This window comes from Streptomyces sp. NC-S4, from assembly GCF_054353315.1.
The window spans coordinates 1,496,374-1,513,217 of record NZ_CM135937.1 but is presented as its reverse complement, the minus strand read 5'-3'; the positions used below and the strand labels follow the sequence as shown (position 1 = coordinate 1,513,217).

The window sequence follows — 16,844 nt, the reverse complement described above, 5'->3', positions numbered from 1 at the left end:
GGGCGGAACTGCAGTGGACGGCACGAAAGCAAGGGATTTCGGATGCTTTTCCATCGAACGACACGTATCAAGCCCTGGCAGCGGCTGGCGGCGGGAGTGTCCGCCGCGGCCCTCGGTGTCGGCCTCCTGGCCGGATGCGGTTCCGACTCGGCGGACCAGGCCGACAAGAAGAGCGACAACTCCCCGGCCGCCGGGGGCACCTTCCCGGTCACCGTGGAGCACGCCTTCGGATCGACCAAGGTCGACAAGGCTCCCAAGCGGGTCGTCTCGGTCGGATACACCGACGACCAGGCCGTCCTGGCGCTCGGCATCAAGCCGGTCGGCATGGTCGACCAGTACCCGAACCCGCCGGGCACCTCCCCGGACATCAACACCCAGTGGCCGTGGGTGAAGGAGAAGTGGGGCGACACCCGCCCCGAGGTCGTCATGAGCAACGGTGACGCCGGCCCGAACTACGAGAAGATCGCGGCCCTGCGGCCGGACCTGATCATCGCCGTGTACTCCGAGATCGACCGGGCCGGCTACGAGAAGCTCTCCAAGATCGCCCCGACCGTGGGCCGCACCAAGGCCGAGAAGGAGCCGTTCAGCGCTCCCTGGCAGGACAACGCCGTCCACATCGCCAAGGCGCTCGGCCAGGAGGCCGAGGGCACCGAGCTGGTGAAGGGCATCCAGGACAAGCTCGACGCGGCCAAGAAGGCGCACCCCGAGTTCGCGAACCAGACCGCCGTCCCGCTGTCCTGGTACAAGGACTCGGTTGCCCCGTTCACCACCACCGACGTACGCGGCCGGCTGGTGACGGGCATCGGATACAAGGGCCAGACCGAGATCGACAAGATCGCGGACGGCAAGTTCTACACCACGCTCTCCCCGGAGCGCATGGACCTCGTCGACGTCGACCGCATCTTCGTCATCGCCGACAAGGCGGACCAGGAAGCACTGAAGAAGTTCCAGCTGTTCACCAACCTCGACGCGGTCAAGAACGGCAAGGTCTCCTACCTCCTCGACAGCGAGGGCCCGGCCGTCGGCGCGGCCATGTCCCAGGGCACCCTGCTCTCCCTGCCGTACGCGATCGACGAACTCGTCAAGTCGGCCGGTCAGGTGTGAGCCTCACCGCCACGCGCGTCGCCCCGTCGACCCTGCGCACCACGACCGGACGCGAGGCCACCCGCTGGGTCGTGGCGCACTGCCGCGAGGTGCCGTGGCTCACCTCCGCCACCGTGTTCACCACGGTGGCGGGGGCGGCCCTCCAGGTGCTCCCGCTGCTCCTGCTCGGCCGGGTCGTCGACGGGGTGGTCGCGGGCGGACCGCGCTCGATCCTGGTCACGACCGGGGTACTGATGGTGGCCGCCGCGCTGCTCGGCGCGGCGGCCACCGCCCTGTCGACCTACCTCATCGGGCGCCTCGGCGCGGACCTGCTCGCCCGGCTGCGCGAAGGCGCCGTCCGGGCGGTGCTCGGGATGCCGAGCGCCCGTGTCGAGCAGGTCGGCCGGGGCGACGTGCTCTCCCGGGTCGGCGACGACGTGGCCGTCCTGTCCAAAGGCATCAGGACGGCCGTCCCCACCGTGTTCTCGGCGGGGGTGCTGGTCGTCATCGCCACGCTCGGCATGTTCGGCCTGGACTGGCGGCTCGGCCTGGCCGGCGCCTGCGCGCTGCCCGCGTACGGGCTGGCCCTGCGCTGGTACCTGCCCCGCTCCGCCCCGCTCTACCAGAAGCAGCGGGCGGCCCAGGCCGACCGCGCCCAGGCCCTGATCAGCGGGCTGAACGGGATAGACACGGTCCGGGCGTACCGCCTCGAAGGGGCCGTCCGCGAGAAGGTCACCCACGAGTCGTGGCGGGTGCGCGAACTCGGCATCGAGGTGTTCCGGCTCTTCGGCCGCTTCGTCGGCCGTGAGAACCGCGCCGAGTTCATCGGACTGGTCCTGATCATCGTGGTGGGGTACGCCCTGCTGGAGGCCGACGCCGCCAGCCTCGGCGAGGTCTCCGCCGCCCCGCTGCTGTTCCACCGCCTCTTCACCCCGCTCGGCTCCATCATGTTCACCTTCGACGAGGCGCAGAAGTCGGGCGCGAGCCTGACCCGGCTGGTCGGGGTACTGGAGGAGGAAGCGGAGGACCGGCTGGTGGGCGCCCTGGCCGGGGCACGGGCGGCGGACCCGCCGGACCCGGTACCCGTGACCGTGCGCGGGCTGACCTTCCGCTATCCCGACTCCGAGGACCCGGTCGTCCGCGACGTCGACCTCACGATCCCGGCCGGCACCTCGCTCGCGCTGGTCGGGGCGACGGGCGCGGGCAAGTCCACCCTGGCCGCGCTGATCGCGGGCATCGGCACCCCGCAGGCCGGATCGGTGCGCATCGGGTCCACCGACCTCGCCGGTCTCGACGAGGCCGGCGCGCGCGCCCTGGTGAGCATCCTGACGCAGGAGACGCACGTCTTCTCCGGCCCGCTCGCCGAGGACCTGCGCCTGGCCGCCCCGGAAGCGACCGACGCCCAGCTGAGGGACGCCCTGCGCACGGTCGGCGCCGACGGATGGGCCGACGCCCTGCCCGACGGACTGAACACGCCGGTCGGCGAGGGCGGCGAACGCCTCGACGGCACCAAGGTCGCCCATATCGCCCTCGCCCGGCTGGTACTGGGCCGCACCCCCGTCGTGGTGCTCGACGAGTCCACGGCGGAGGCGGGCAGTGAGGGCGCGGCCGAGCTGGAACGGGCCGTACTCGCCGCGTGCGCGGGCCGGACCACGCTGTTCGTGGCGCACCGGCTGACCCAGGCGATGGCGGCGGACCGGATCGCCGTACTGGACGCCGGACGCGTCGTGGAGCAGGGGACGCACGAGGAACTGGTCGCCCTGGGCGGCCGCTACGCACGACTGTGGCGGGCCTGGCGCGAAGGCAGCTAGGCCGCTCGTTTTTTCGGTTGGGTCAACATATCGATCTGGAAAGGGCGTTGAGCCTTCGATGACGGAATCGACCGCTCGTCTCGTGCTGCTTTCTCCCACCCGCCTGGCCGACGTGCGCCGGCGGTCCGGCGACTACAGCGACACGACCATCGCCCGGGCGTGCGCCATCGCACTGGCCCACTGGGCCACGGGGCAGAGCCCCGACGGCCTCGAACTCACCCCCGGCACCCTCTTCGCCGACGTCCTCGGCTGGGCGGACAACGGCGGTGCCGCAACGGCCGGCTGGGAGGTCGCGACCCACGGCCCGGACGGCCGGGAGGGCGAGAGCATCACCCTCCCGGACGACGTCGTCCAGGCCGACGCGCAGCTGGCCCTGGACGACCTGGCCGACTTCCCGGACCGCCCCCTCTCCACGATCGGCCCCTCCGGCATCGCGCAGCGGCTCGTCACCCTGGCCGAGTGGAACGACACCGGGGCGGACCGGATCCGCCCGACCGTCGTCGAGATGTTCCGCGAGCAGGCCCGCCTGCGGCCGGACGCCGTCGCCGTCGTCGACGAGCACCGCTCGCTGACCTACCGCCAGGCGGCCGAGCTCTCCGCCCAGCTGGCCCACCACCTGATCGAACGCGGAATCACCGCCGAACAGGTCGTCGCCATCTCCCTGGACCGCTCCGCCGCCATGGTCGTCGGCCTGCTCGGCGTGCTCCAGGCGGGAGCCGCGTTCGTACCGCTCGACCCGCAGTGGCCCGCCGCGCGCCGCTCCGTCGTCATCGCCGACGCCCGCGTCGTCCTGCAGCTCAACGACTCGGGCGAACACGCTCCGGACGAACCGCCGGCCGTCCCCGTCGACCTCGGCGACTGGCGCTTCGGCTCCTACCCCGGCGAGGGGACCGGCGTCACCGTCCCCGGCGCCGCCCTGGCCTATGTGATCTTCACCTCCGGTTCGACCGGCCGGCCCAAGGGCGCGATGATCCGCCACGAGGCCATCAGTGAGCGCCTGCTGTGGCAGGTCGACGAGATCCTGGGCTTCGGCCACGACGACGCGTCCCTGTTCAAGGCGCCGCTGTCCTTCGACATCTCCATCAACGAGATCTTCCTGCCGCTGGTCTGCGGCGGCCGGCTGGTGGTCCTGCGCCCCGGCGGCGAACGCGACCCGCACCACCTGCTGAGCGTGATCGCCGAGCAGCACGTCACCTTCACCTACCTCGTGTCGTCCATGCTGGACGTACTCCTGGAGATCGCGGGCGACTCCGGACGCCTGGACAGCCTGCGGCACGTGTGGTGCGGCGGCGAGGTGCTGACCCCCGAGCTCTACGAGCGCTTCCGCACCCGGCTCGACATACCCATGTACCACGGCTACGGCCCGGCCGAGACGACCATCGGCGTCTCGCACGTGATCTACCGGGGTGCCGCGGAACGCCTGTCGACCTCGATCGGCAAGGCCAACCCCAACACCCAGCTGTACGTGCTCGACGACGAACTGCGCCCGGTCCCGGTCGGAGTCGGCGGCGAACTGTACGTCGGCGGGTTCCTGCTCGGGCGCGGATACGTGGGCGCGCCCGGCCTGACCGCCGCCCGGTTCGTCGCCAACCCCTTCGCCACGGACGGGTCCCGGCTGTACCGCACCGGCGACCTCGCCCGCTTCGCCCCCGACGGATCCCTGGACTTCCTCGGCCGCGCCGACAACCAGATCAAGATCCGCGGCATGCGGCTGGAGATCGAGGACGTCGAGGTCGGCCTCGCCGAGCACCCCGCGATGCGCCACACCTGCGTCGTGGCGAAGAAGAACGCGGCCGGCGGCACCTACCTCGTGGGCTACGTGATCCCCGCCTCCGGCAGCGAGGACCTGCGTGCCGACGAGGTCAGGGAGTGGGCCACCGGGCACATGGTGGAGTACATGGTGCCCGCCCACATCGTCGTGATGAAGGAGTTCCCGCTCACCGCGAACGGCAAGCTCGACCGGGGCGCGCTGCCGGAGCCCCGGGCCGCCGCGGGCGCGCTCGCCCCGCCCGTCACCGAGAACGAGCGCGTGGTGTGCGCGGCGGTCGCGGCAGTGCTGCGGCGTGACGCGGTCGGCGTCGACCAGGACTTCTTCCAGCTCGGCGGGGACAGCATCCTGGCGATCTCCCTGCTGAGCGCCCTGCGCGAAGCGGGCCTGCACGTCACGGCCCGGCAGATCTTCACCCACAGCGTCGTGGGCGCGCTGGCGGCCGTCGCGGACCGCGAGGCCGCCGCCGTGGACCACGGCGACGTCGCCACCGGTACGGTCGTGGGATCGCCGATCGTGCAGTGGCTCGGCGGGACCACGGACGCCATCGACGGCTTCGTGCAGTCGGTGGTGCTCAACACCCCGGCGGACCTGACCGCCGACGCGCTGGGCGCCGTCCTCACCGCCGTGGTCGCACGGCACGACATGCTGCGCGCCAAGCTGGTGCGGGGCGAGCGCTGGGGCTTCGAGATCCCGGAGGCGGACCACGCCGTGGCGCACTGGCAGGAGAGCGACCTGCCCCTCGACGCGTGCGTCGCGCTCGCCACCGACGGGCTGGACCCGGCCGGCGGCGTGATGCTGCGCGCCGTCTGGCGCCGCGAGGCGCGCCAGCTGGTCCTGGTCGCCCACCACGTGGTGATCGACGGCGTGTCCTGGCGGATCCTGATGGAGGACCTCTCCACGGCCTGGCGCTGGTACGTCTCGGGCGCGCCCATCGACCTGCCCCCGGTGGGCACGTCGTTCCGGCGCTGGACACAGCTCCTCGGGCGCGCGCGGTTCGACGCCGACCGCGACCACTACCGGCGCGCCCTGCCGGGGACGGACGCACCGCTGGGCCGGCGCGCGCTGTCCGCGGCCGACACCGTCGCCCGGGAACGCACGACGGCCTTCGCCGTCGCCCCCGACGTCACGGCCGCGCTGCTCGGCGAGGTTCCCGCGAGGTTCCACGCGGGCGTCAACGACGTGCTGCTGACCGCGCTCGCCGTCACCCTCGCCCGGTGGCGCAGCGACCTCGGCCAGGACCAGACGTTCGCGCACATCGAACTGGAGGGCCACGGCCGCGAAGGACGCCACGTGGCGGACTCCGCCGGCTTCGAGCCGGAACTGTCCCGGACGGTCGGCTGGTTCACCACCCTGTTCCCGGTGACCGTCGACCCCGGCGCGGCCACCGACCCCACGGATCCCGCGTACCTGGTCGCCGCGCTCAAGGCGGTCAAGGAGGACCTCGCCCGCGTGCCGGGCAACGGTCTCTCCTACGGAGCCCTGCGCTACCTGGCCGACACCGCCTTCGACGCGCCCGCACCCCAGGTGCTGTTCAACTACCTGGGCCGGTTCGACGCGGGTTCCGCCGGGGACTGGGAACTCGCCCGCACCACCGGGCAGCTGGGCGAGAAGCGCGACCCCGGGATGCGGCTGCCGCGCGCCCTGGAGTTCAACGCCATCGCCGAACCCGCCTCGGCCGGGGGCGCGTACGAACTGGTCACCACCCTCTCCTGGCCCGACGGGCTGCTCACCGACGAGGACGCCCGGACCATCGGCGGGTACTTCCGCGAAGCCCTGACCGGACTGGCCGCACTGGCCGCGTCCGACCTGGCCGCACTCGGCCTGGGCAGCCACTCGCCCAGCGACTTCGGCATGCCCGCGCTCACCCAGGCCGACGTCGACGAGCTGGACGGCCCGGCGCTGCGGGACGTCCTGGCGCTGACCCCGCTCCAGGAAGGGCTCTACTTCCACTCGGTCTTCGACGACGACTCCGCGGGCAGCTACGTCGAGCAGCAACTCCTGACCCTGGACGGAGAGGTGGACGCCGACCGGCTCGCGGCGGCGGCCACCCGCCTGCTCACGCTCTTCCCCAACCTGGCCGCACGGTTCACGTCCCTCGCCGACGGCCGCGTGGTCTCCGTGCTGGAGGGCGGGGTCCGGGCCCCGTTCACCACCCTGGACCGCCCCGGCATCTCCGACGAGGAGATCCGCGAGCTCGCCGAGCGCGACCGCCGCGCCGGGTTCGACCTGGCGAGCGGCCCGTTGATGCGGTACACGCTGATCCGCACGGGCCCCGCCCGCAGCGTCCTGGTGCAGACCGTGCACCACATCATCGCGGACGGCTGGTCGGTGCCGCCGATGCTCCGCGCGCTGCTGACCGAATACCACGCACCGGGGACGGTGCACACCCTCGGCGGCTTCACCGACTACGTGCGCTGGCTCGCCGAACGCGACGAGGACGAGAGCGACCGGGTGTGGCGCGAACAGCTCGCCGGTGTCCCCGGCCCCTCGCTGGTCGCCGAGGGGCACGCTCCGTCCGACCGGTTCGCCGACACCGCCACCTCGCCGGAGGGGGACGTGGACGAGGCCGCCCGGTCCGCCGGTGTGCCGCTCAGCGTGGCCGTGCACAGCGCCTGGGCGGCCACGCTCGGCGGCCTCCTGCACACCCGGGACGTCGTCTTCGGTTCCACGGTGTCCGGGCGCGACGCGGACGTCCCCGGCATCGGGGACATGGTCGGCCTGTTCATCAACACGATCCCCGTACGCGCCCGGTGGAGCGCCGGCACCCCGGCGCACGGCCTGCTCGCCTCCGTACGGGACCACCAGAGCGCCGTGCTGGCGCACCAGCACGTCTCGCTGGCGCGCATCAGCCGCCTGGGCGGAGCCGGCCCGCTCTTCGACACCCTGGTGGTGTTCGACGTGGCCACCGACGTGGCGGACCTGGGCGGACCCGAGGACACGCTCGTCATCAGCGACATCGTGAACGAGGGCGCCCCGCACTACCCGTTGACCCTCGTGGTGGAGCGGGCGCTCGACGGCCGCCCCCGCTTCAACCTGATCCACGACACCGCGCTGGTGCGGGAGCCGACCGCCCGGGCCGTCCTGAACACCTTCACCCGCACCCTCACCGGGCTGCTCACCCGGCCCGACGACCTCGTCGACGACCTGGCTCCCACGGGCACCCGGCCCCCCGCACCGGTCACCCCGACGACGCTGGGCGCACTGTTCGACGCCGCCGCGCACCGCGATCCGGCCGCCACCGCAGTCACCCAGTGCGCCCTCGACGGCGCCGGCCGGTCACTGACCTACGGCGAACTGGCCGACGCGAAGGACGAGCTGGCCTCGGCCCTGCGCGCCGCCGGAGTCCGGCCGGGCGAACGGGTCGCCGTCGCCGTCCCGCGCTCCCTCGAACAGGTCGTCGCCCTCGTCGCCGTCGTCACCGCGGGCGGCGCGTACGTACCGCTGGACCTCGCCTACCCGGACGGACGCCTGGAGTACATCCTCGCGGACGCGGCTCCGCAGGTCGTGCTCGTGGACCGGGAGCACCGGGAGCGCTTCGCGCGGCTGCTGGACCGGGCGGGCGTACCGGCCCGGGTGCTCGTACAGGGGGAGCGGCCGCCGCAGGACGCCGAGGACGCCCCGGACGCCCGGGTCACCGATGATGCCGCCGGGCGCGGGCCCGACCGGCACGATCCCGCCTACGTGATCTACACGTCCGGGTCGACCGGCCGGCCCAAGGGCGTCGTCGTCCCGCACTCCAGCGTGGTGACCCTGCTGGCGAACACGAGGCCCGACATGGACTTCGGCCCGCACGACGTGTGGGTCCAGTTCCACTCGTACTCCTTCGACTTCGCGGTCTGGGAGCTGTGGGGCGCACTGGCACACGGCGCCGAACTGCTCGTGCCCGAGTACGCGCTCACCCGCTCACCCGTGGACTTCCACCGCCTGGTGCGAGAGCGCCGGGTGACGGTCCTCAACCAGACCCCGTCGGCCTTCTACCAGTTCATCGAGGCCGACCGGCACGCCGACGAGCCCGTCACCACCCTGCGCCGGATCATCTTCGGGGGCGAGGCACTGGATACCGGGCGGCTGCGCGGCTGGGTCGAGCGGCACGGGACGGCCTCGCCCGAGCTGGTCAACATGTACGGCATCACCGAGACCACCGTGCACGTCACGCACCGGGTCCTGACCGACGAGGACTTCCGCCCCGGCGCCGACACCAGCCCGATCGGAAGCCCGATCCCCGGACTCGTCACCTACCTGCTCGACGACCGGCTCCGGCCGGTCCCGCCGGGCCGGGTGGGCGCCATCTACGTCGCCGGCGACCAGCTCTCCCTCGGCTACCTGGGCCGCCCGTCCCTCACCGCGGGCCGCTTCGTCGCGGACCCGTTCGCGGGCGACGGGTCCCGCATGTACCACACGGGCGACCTCGCCCGCCGTACCCTCGACGGCGAGCTGGAGTTCACCGGCCGCGCCGACGACCAGGTGCAGCTCAAGGGCTTCCGCATCGAGCTCGGTGAGGTGGAGTCCGCGATCCGCGAACTCGACGGCGTGGTCGACGCGGCCGTCACCGTGGCCGACAGCGCGGACCACCTGGTCGCGCACGTCGTGAGCCGGATCCCCTTCGACACCGCCGCCCTCGCCGGCCTGCTGGCCCCGAAGCTGCCCGTCCACATGCTCCCCGGCCTGGTCCTGCCCGTCGACGCCCTCCCGCTGACGGTCAACGGCAAACTGGACCGCAAGGCCCTGACCGCACGCGCCGCGTCGCACGCCGTACCCGCCGCCGCTGACGCTGCGGCGACCGGCTCCGCGCTCACCGCACTGGTCGGCATCTTCACCGAGACCCTGCCCCGTACCGCCGTCGACGGCGACAGCGACTTCTTCCGGGCCGGCGGCGACAGCATCCTCGCCATCACCGTCGTCAACCGGGCCAGGACCCTGGGCCTCGCCATCACCCCCCGGGACGTGTTCCTGCTCAGGACCCCGCGCGCGCTCGCCGAGCACCTGGCGACGAGCACCCCGCATCCCGCCGCGCCCGGTACGCCCGCACCCGCAGTCCACGAGGACGGCCCGCTGACACCCACCCCGATCATCCTGCGCCGGCGCGAACTCGGCGGATCCCTCGCCCGGTTCGCCCAGGCCCGGGCCCTGGTCGCGGCCGAGGGCACCGGCCACTCCGACGCCGAGCGCGCCGCGAACGCCGTCGTGGCCGCCCACCCGGCCCTGCGGCTGCGGCTGGGCACCGAGCACGGGGTATGGGCCCTGCGCACCGAACCCGCCCGCGCGGTCACCGTCGTACGCAGCGACGCGCGCGACGCGAGCGCCGCGGCGGACGATGCCGCCGGCCGGCTCGACCCCGAGGCCGGCGACGTCATCGCGTTCACCTGGCTGGACGCGACCCGGACCCTCGTCGTCACCGTGCACCACCTCGCCGTCGACGCCGTCTCCTGGCTGATCCTGCTGGACGACCTGGCCACCGCCCTGCGCGGGAACCCGCTCGCACCGCCGACCACCTCCTACGCCGAGTACGCCCGGGCACTGGCCGACCGGTCGGCCCACGAGACCGACGGCCTCGGGCACTGGATCACCACCCTCCAGGCACCCCCGCTGCTGCCCGTGGCCGAGCGGCCGCGCGAGACCACGGTCGTCCTCCCGCCCGAGGTCAGCGACCACGTCACGCGCACCGCGCCCGCCGCACTCGGCATCGGCCTCACCGAGCTGCTGTGCGGCGCCCTGCGTACCGCGCTCACCCGCATCCAGCCCTCGCCCACCGACCTGGCGATCGAACTGGAGCGGCACGGCCGGGTCCCGGCCTCGGCGCACCACGACTACACCCGTACGGTCGGCTGGTTCACCGCCATCGCCCCGGTGCGCCTCACGGCGCACACCGACCCCGTCGCCGCGGCCCGCGAGGTCGCCGAACGCCGGCCGGACGAGCAGGCACACGTCGCGTACGGCGGACTCCGCTACCTCAACCCGCAGACGGCCCCGCTGCTCACCGCCCGCCCGCAGGTGCTCTTCAACTACCTCGGCCGGGGCGGCGAGTCACACGCCCTCCGGGTCACCGGCGCCGACGAGGGCAGCCCGTACGCCGTCGAGGTCAACGCCTGGACCGACGCGGCCACCGGAAGCCTGCACGCGGTCTTCACCCTCGCCGAGGGCATACCCGACGAGATCACCGGGCATTGGCGCGATGCCCTGGAACACCTCGCGGTCGCCGCCACGACCGCCGAGCGCACGGCACCGGTCACCCCGCTGCAGCGCGGCCTGTTCTTCCAGGCGCAGCTGGCGGGGTCGGCAGGCCACTACGTCGCGCAGAGCTGGTTCACCTTCGACCGGCGCCTGGACACGGACGCGCTGGCCGACGCGATGGCCTGGGTGATCGCCCGGCACCCGGTCGTGGGCGCCGGCTTCACCACCGACGACGACGGCAGGGCCGTCCAGGTCCTGGGAGCGGGCCGGCGGGTCGGCGTCCGTACGATCGACCTCGCGACGGACGCGGAGGTCGACGCCCTGCTCGCCCGCGACCGCGACACCGGATTCGACCCGGGCGAGCCGCCGCTGATCCGCCTGACCGTGGTGCGGCTGCCCGGCGGCCGCGACGGCCTGCTCCTCAGCTACCACCTGCTGCTGTGGGACGGCTGGTCCCGCGAGATCGTGCTGCGGGACCTGTTCGACGCCTACGAGGCCGCCGTGGCGGGCGAGCTGACGCACCCGACCCCTGCCACACCCGCCTTCGAGGACCACGCCCGGGCGCTCGACGCCAAGGACCCGGCCGTCTCGGAACGCTTCTGGGCGCAGCACCTGGCCGGCCTGCCCGGTCCGACGCTGCTCGCCGGAGCGGCGCCGGTCCTCGTCGACGACCTGCCGCGCACGCTCGTGCACACCCTTTCCGCCGAAGCGTCGCAGCTGCTGCGGGACCTCGCCCGCACCCACGGCGTCACCCTCAACTCAGTGCTGACCGGCGCGTTCGGGCTCCTGCTCGGTGCCCGCACGGGCCGCGGCGACGCCGTGTTCGGGGTGACCGTCTCCGGCCGCGAGGGCGAGGACCTCTCCGAGGTCGTCGGCGTACTGCTCAACACCGTACCCATGTGGACCAGGGCCCGGCCGGACGACAGCGTCCGGGACTACCTGACGGCCGTGCAGGCGGCCCGGGTCGCGGCGATGGAGCACGAGCACCTCGGGCTCGGCGAGATCCAGCGGGCCGGCGGCCACGACACCCTGTTCGACAACCTGTTCGTGCTCCAGAACTTCCTGGACATGGACGCGTTCGCCGCGATGAACACCCGGCACGGCATCACCGCGGTCCGGGCCGACGACTCCACGCACTACCCGTTCACCTGGGTCGTCACCCCGGGCGACCGGCTCACGGTCAAGCTGGAGTACCGCGACCACGACACCGGGGCGGCCCGCCGGCTCCTCGACGACTACCTGGACCTGCTCGGGAACCTGGCCCGCGCCACCGGGCCGCTGGGCGCGCTGCCGGGCGCGGCGCCCCGGCCGGTGCCCGCCGCGCGCACGGAGGTCGGCACGGACACCGTGGTCGACCGGTTCGACCTGGCGGCCGACCGCGATCCACTGAGGGTCGCGCTCGCCGCCCACGGCCGGACCATGACCTTCGAGCGGCTCCGCGACCGCAGCCGGGAGCTGGCGGGCGTGCTCGCCGCCCGCGGCATCGGACCGGAGACGACGGTGGCCCTCGCCGTCCCGCGCTCCCTCGACTCGATCGTCGCGCTGTTCGCCGTACTGCGCGTGGGCGCGGCGTACGTGCCGCTGGAGCTCGACCACCCGGACGAGCGGATCGCCGCCATCGTCGCGGACGCCCGCCCGGACGTGACCCTCACCGTGAGCGCCGTGTCACCCCGGCTGACCGGCGACCTGATCGAGCTGGACCGGCCCCTGCCCGAGGCCGAGCCGTTCACCACCTTCGCACCCGAGGACCCGGACCGCCTGCGCCACCCCGCGTACACGATCTACACCTCCGGCTCCACCGGCCGGCCGAAGGGCGTGGTGACCGAGTACGCCGGGCTCACCAACATGCTGATCAACCATCAGCGCCGGATCTTCGAGCCGGTGCTGGCCGACCACGGCCACCGGGTCTTCCGCATCGCCCACACCGTGTCCTTCGCCTTCGACATGTCGTGGGAGGAGCTGCTCTGGCTCGCCGACGGCCACGAGGTGCACATCTGCGACGAGGAACTGCGCCGCGACGCCCCCCGGCTGGTCGAGTACTGCCTGGAGCACGGGATCGACGTCATCAACGTGACCCCGACCTACGCGCAGCAGCTGGTGGCCGAGGGCCTGCTCGACAAGCCCGGGCGACGCCCGGCCCTGGTGCTGCTCGGCGGTGAGGCCGTCACCCCGACCCTGTGGCAGCGGCTCGCCGAGACCGAGGGCACGGCCGGCTACAACCTGTACGGCCCCACCGAGTACACCATCAACACCCTGGGCGTCGGCACCTTCGAATGCCAGGACCCGGTGGTGGGCGTGGCCATCGACAACACGGACGTGTACGTCCTGGACCCGTGGCTGCGGCCGCTGCCGGACGGAGTCCCCGGCGAGCTGTACGTGGCGGGCATCGGCATCGCGCGCGGCTACCTGGGGCAGCCCGCCCAGACCGCGGACCGGTTCGTCGCCTGCCCGTTCGGCGCACCCGGCGAACGCATGTACCGCACCGGGGACCTGGTGGCCCGGCGGCCCGACGGGAACCTGACGTACCTGGGCCGCACCGACCAGCAGGTCAAGATCCGCGGACACCGCGTCGAACCGGGGGAGGTCGAGGCCGCGTTCGCCGCGCACCCGGCGGTGCGGTTCGCCGCCGCCGTGGCCCAGCCCGACCCGCAGGTCGACGGCGCGTACCGGCTGGCCGCCTACCTCGTGCTCGGCGGCCCGGACGGTCCGGACGGCCCGGACCTGGCGGCGGTCGCCGCCGAAGTGGGCGCCGCGCTGCCGGACTTCCTGCGCCCGACGCACTACGCCCGGGTCGACCGCATCCCGCTGACCGTGAACGGGAAGGCCGACACCAAGGCGCTGCCGGAGGCGAGGCCGCTCGGCACGCTGACCACGGCGGGGGAGCGCGGCCCGGAGACCGGGACCGAGACCGTCGTGTGCGAGTTCTTCGCCGAAGCACTCGACCTGGACGACGACGAGGTGAGCGCGTTGAGCGATTTCGTGTCCCTGGGAGGGCACTCCATGCTGGCGGTGCGGCTGATCGCCCTGCTCCGCCGGGAGTACGGTCCTGTGATCACGGTCCGCGATCTGTTCACGTTGCGGACCCCGGAAATGATTGCCCGTCACCTCGATGAAAACTCCTGACACGCGGCGGCCCCGACCGGGGTCCGACATCCTCAAGACCGCCCTGCGCCGCAACATCGGCGCCATGACCTGGGGCACCGTCCTCATGGGCCTGTACCAGGCCGGTGAGACCGCGTTCCCCATCGCGCTCGGCCTGATCGTCGAACACACGATGCAGGACCGCGGCCCCGGTGCGCTCGCCCTGTCGATCGGCGCGCTGGCCGTGATCATCACGACCGTTTCGCTGTCGTGGCGGTTCGGCATGCGCATCCTGCAGAAGGCCAACACGACCGAGGCGCACCGCTGGCGGGTGCGGGTCGCGGACTGCGGGCTGGAGCCGGTCGCCAGGGACGCCGGGCTCAAGTCCGGCGAGGTGCTGACCATCGCCACCGAGGACGCCGACCAGACGGCCGACATCATCGAGGTGGTGCCGCTGCTGATCAGCTCACTGGTCGCCGTGCTGGTCGCGGCGGTCGCGCTGGGACTGGCCGACATCCGGCTCGGCCTGCTGGTGATCGTGGGCACCGCCCTGATCCTCTCCGTCCTGAGCGTGATGTCCCGGCGGATCGGCTCCAGTACCCGCGAACAGCAGGCCCGGGTGGCCCGGGCGGGCGCCAAGGTGGCCGACCTGATCACCGGCCTGCGCCCGCTGCACGGCTTCGGCGGCAACCACGCCGCCTTCCGGTCCTACCGGAAGGTCAGCACGGAGGCCAGGCACCAGGCGATCACCGTGGCCGGGGTGAACGGCGCCTACGCGGGCACCGCGACGGCCCTCAACGCGGCGCTCGCCGCGGGCGTGACCCTGACGGCCGGCTGGCTGGCCTTCAATGGCCGCATCACCGTCGGGGAGCTCGTCATGGCCGTGGGGCTCGCCCAGTTCATCATGGAACCGCTGAAGCTGTTCTCGGACATGCCCAAGTACGTGATGATGGCGCGCGCCTCCGCCGAGCGCATGGCGCTGGTGCTGACCGCGCCCCCGGTGGCCGCGCACGGGCCGGAACGCCCGGCCGCCGGGGGCGGCCTGGAGATCGACTGCGTCCGGTACGGGGTCCTGCGCGCCCTGAAGTTCCAGGTGCCGGCGGGCGAGTTCGTGGCGATCGCCGCCTATCAGCCACGCGCGGCGGCCGACCTCGCCGCGATCCTGGCCCTGAAGGTCCCGCCGCACGCGTACGAAGGGGTGGTGCGGGTCGGCGGGGAGGAGCTCGCCGCCCTGTCGGTCGAGGCGGTCCGTGAGCACATGCTGGTGAACCCCTACGACGGGGAGATCTTCGCGGGCACCCTCCGCACGAACATCGACCCGTCGGGCACCAGCGGCACGGTCGCCGAGGCCGTCGAGGCGTCCATGCTGACCGACGTCGTCGCCCTCCACCGTGAAGGACTCGACCACGGCGTCCGCGACCGCGGCGCGAACCTCTCCGGCGGCCAGCGCCAACGGCTCTCCCTGGCCCGCGCCCTGGCCGCCGACTCCGACATCCTCGTCCTGCACGATCCGACCACGGCCGTGGACGCGGTCACCGAGCAGCTCGTCGCACGCAACATCGCGAAGCTGCGCCGGGGCCGCACCACCCTCGTGATCACCAGCAGCCCGGCCCTCCTGGACGCCGCCGACCGTGTGCTGGTCCTGGACGAGGGGGTCATCACGGCCGAGGACACCCACCGCAACCTCCTCGCCGGGGACGCCGCGTACTGCCTGGCAGTGGCTCGCTGACCGGCCGGCGGCCTAGGCGAGCGCCCAGGCCACGTCCCGGAGCAGGGCCTGGCGCCAGCCCGCGCGGTCGTGGCCCGACGCCGACCGCGAGACCCGCACGGTCGCTCCTGCCCGCTCGGCGAGACTCTCGACCAGCTCGCAGTGGGGCAGCATCCGCGTCTCGTGCTCCCCGACGTCGAAGGCGATCCGCAGGCCGGACAGGTCGGGCCGCTCCCGCAGGCGTGCGGCGACGGCGCCGCCGACCGGGCCGCCGAGGGGGTCCGGCGACCGCACGGCATCGGGCGTCCACCACAGCGAGGCCGACTGGCAGGCGACCCGGGACACCAGGTCCGGGAACTCCAGGGCCGCGTAGACCGCGCTCAGCCCGCCCAGGCTCTGCCCGGCGACCACCGGGCGGTCCCTGTCCACGGTGACGCCGGACTCCGCTACCAGCGGCAGCAGTTCGTCCCGGACCGCCTCCCACAGTTCCGGCCGGCACCCGAACTCGGTCTCGCGGTCCGTCGTCGGCAGGAAGACGAGGGTGACCGGGGGCATCTCGCCGGCGGCGACGGCGGAGTCGAAGGCGGTCATGGCCGGGTGCAGGTACAGCCAGTCGTCCCCGTCCAGCAGCAGCACCACGGGTCCGCCGCCGCCCGCCGGGTGGACCCGCACGGTCCGCCGCCCGCCGAGCCGCTCGCTCGCCCAGCGGACCCGGGTCCGCGGGACGGGCAGCACGTCGGCCGCCCCGAAGGCGGGCCAGTGCGGCTGGACCGGAGCGTCCGGGGTGGCGGCGACGGACCGGTCACCGCCCGCCCCGGCCGGGTTGAACGGGTCGGCGTACGCGGTGTCCTCCACGAGGAACCGGTAGGTCACCCGCAGCCGCGCGGGCATGCGCACCTCGGCGTACCAGCAGTCCGTGCCGCCCCAGCGGCGCAGGGGAACGTCCGGCGACCAGCTCTCGAAGCCGATCCTGGCCGCGGCGCCCCGCCACAGGAACAGGGTCACCCAACCGCCGCCGTCGGCGGGGACCGAGCTGGGCCCCGCGGCCGCCGCCCAGAACTCCTCGGACCCCGGCTCACCGGACAGCCCGTATGCGGCGAAGGTGGTCTCCGGGGGCATGAAGTCTCCTAGCGGCAAAGGAAGTTAGGGTAACCTAAGTTTATAGCGTTCCGGTGGGGGCCGGGAGAGGACGGCGACCTCGGTCGACGGAAGGGGCAGC

Annotated in this window: 5 protein-coding genes; 4 read left to right on the top strand and 1 reads right to left on the bottom strand. The window is 73.3% G+C overall.

Annotation, left to right across the window (positions count from 1 at the left end):
- Positions 1-42 precede the first annotated feature (42 nt).
- The 4 genes from ACXNSR_RS06275 to ACXNSR_RS06260 are packed head-to-tail and all read left to right on the top strand — an operon-like array spanning position 43 to position 15,646.
- The gene (locus tag ACXNSR_RS06275) at positions 43-1,104 is read left to right on the top strand and encodes an iron-siderophore ABC transporter substrate-binding protein (RefSeq protein ID WP_458641153.1); all 1,062 of its coding nucleotides are present in this window, start codon (positions 43-45) and stop codon (positions 1,102-1,104) included.
- On the top strand, positions 1,101-2,894 hold the full coding sequence (locus ACXNSR_RS06270; RefSeq protein WP_458641152.1) for an ABC transporter ATP-binding protein: 1,794 nt from the start codon (positions 1,101-1,103) through the stop codon (positions 2,892-2,894). Before ACXNSR_RS06275 ends, ACXNSR_RS06270 begins: the two co-directional genes overlap by 4 nt.
- Before the next feature lie 58 nt (positions 2,895-2,952).
- Positions 2,953-13,959 (top strand): amino acid adenylation domain-containing protein, encoded by an 11,007-nt coding sequence (locus ACXNSR_RS06265; protein WP_458641151.1) that lies wholly within the window; start codon positions 2,953-2,955, stop codon positions 13,957-13,959.
- A complete protein-coding gene (locus ACXNSR_RS06260) occupies positions 13,946-15,646 on the top strand; it encodes an ABC transporter ATP-binding protein (RefSeq protein WP_458641150.1) in 1,701 nt (566 codons plus the stop codon). The genes ACXNSR_RS06265 and ACXNSR_RS06260 overlap by 14 nt, the downstream gene beginning before the upstream one ends.
- A 12-nt stretch (positions 15,647-15,658) precedes the next feature.
- On the opposite strand, the gene ACXNSR_RS06255 is transcribed toward ACXNSR_RS06260, so the two are convergent.
- The gene (locus ACXNSR_RS06255; protein ID WP_458641149.1) at positions 15,659-16,744 is read right to left on the bottom strand and encodes an alpha/beta hydrolase-fold protein; all 1,086 of its coding nucleotides are present in this window, start codon (positions 16,742-16,744) and stop codon (positions 15,659-15,661) included.
- Positions 16,745-16,844: the final 100 nt, after the last annotated feature.

Coding starts and splice junctions, on each gene's coding strand:
- ACXNSR_RS06275 (WP_458641153.1), top strand. CDS start 43: ATGCTTTTCCATCGAACGACACGTATCAAGCCCTGGCAGCGGCTGGCG.
- ACXNSR_RS06255 (WP_458641149.1), bottom strand. CDS start 16,744: ATGCCCCCGGAGACCACCTTCGCCGCATACGGGCTGTCCGGTGAGCCG.
- ACXNSR_RS06260 (WP_458641150.1), top strand. CDS start 13,946: ATGAAAACTCCTGACACGCGGCGGCCCCGACCGGGGTCCGACATCCTC.
- ACXNSR_RS06265 (WP_458641151.1), top strand. CDS start 2,953: ATGACGGAATCGACCGCTCGTCTCGTGCTGCTTTCTCCCACCCGCCTG.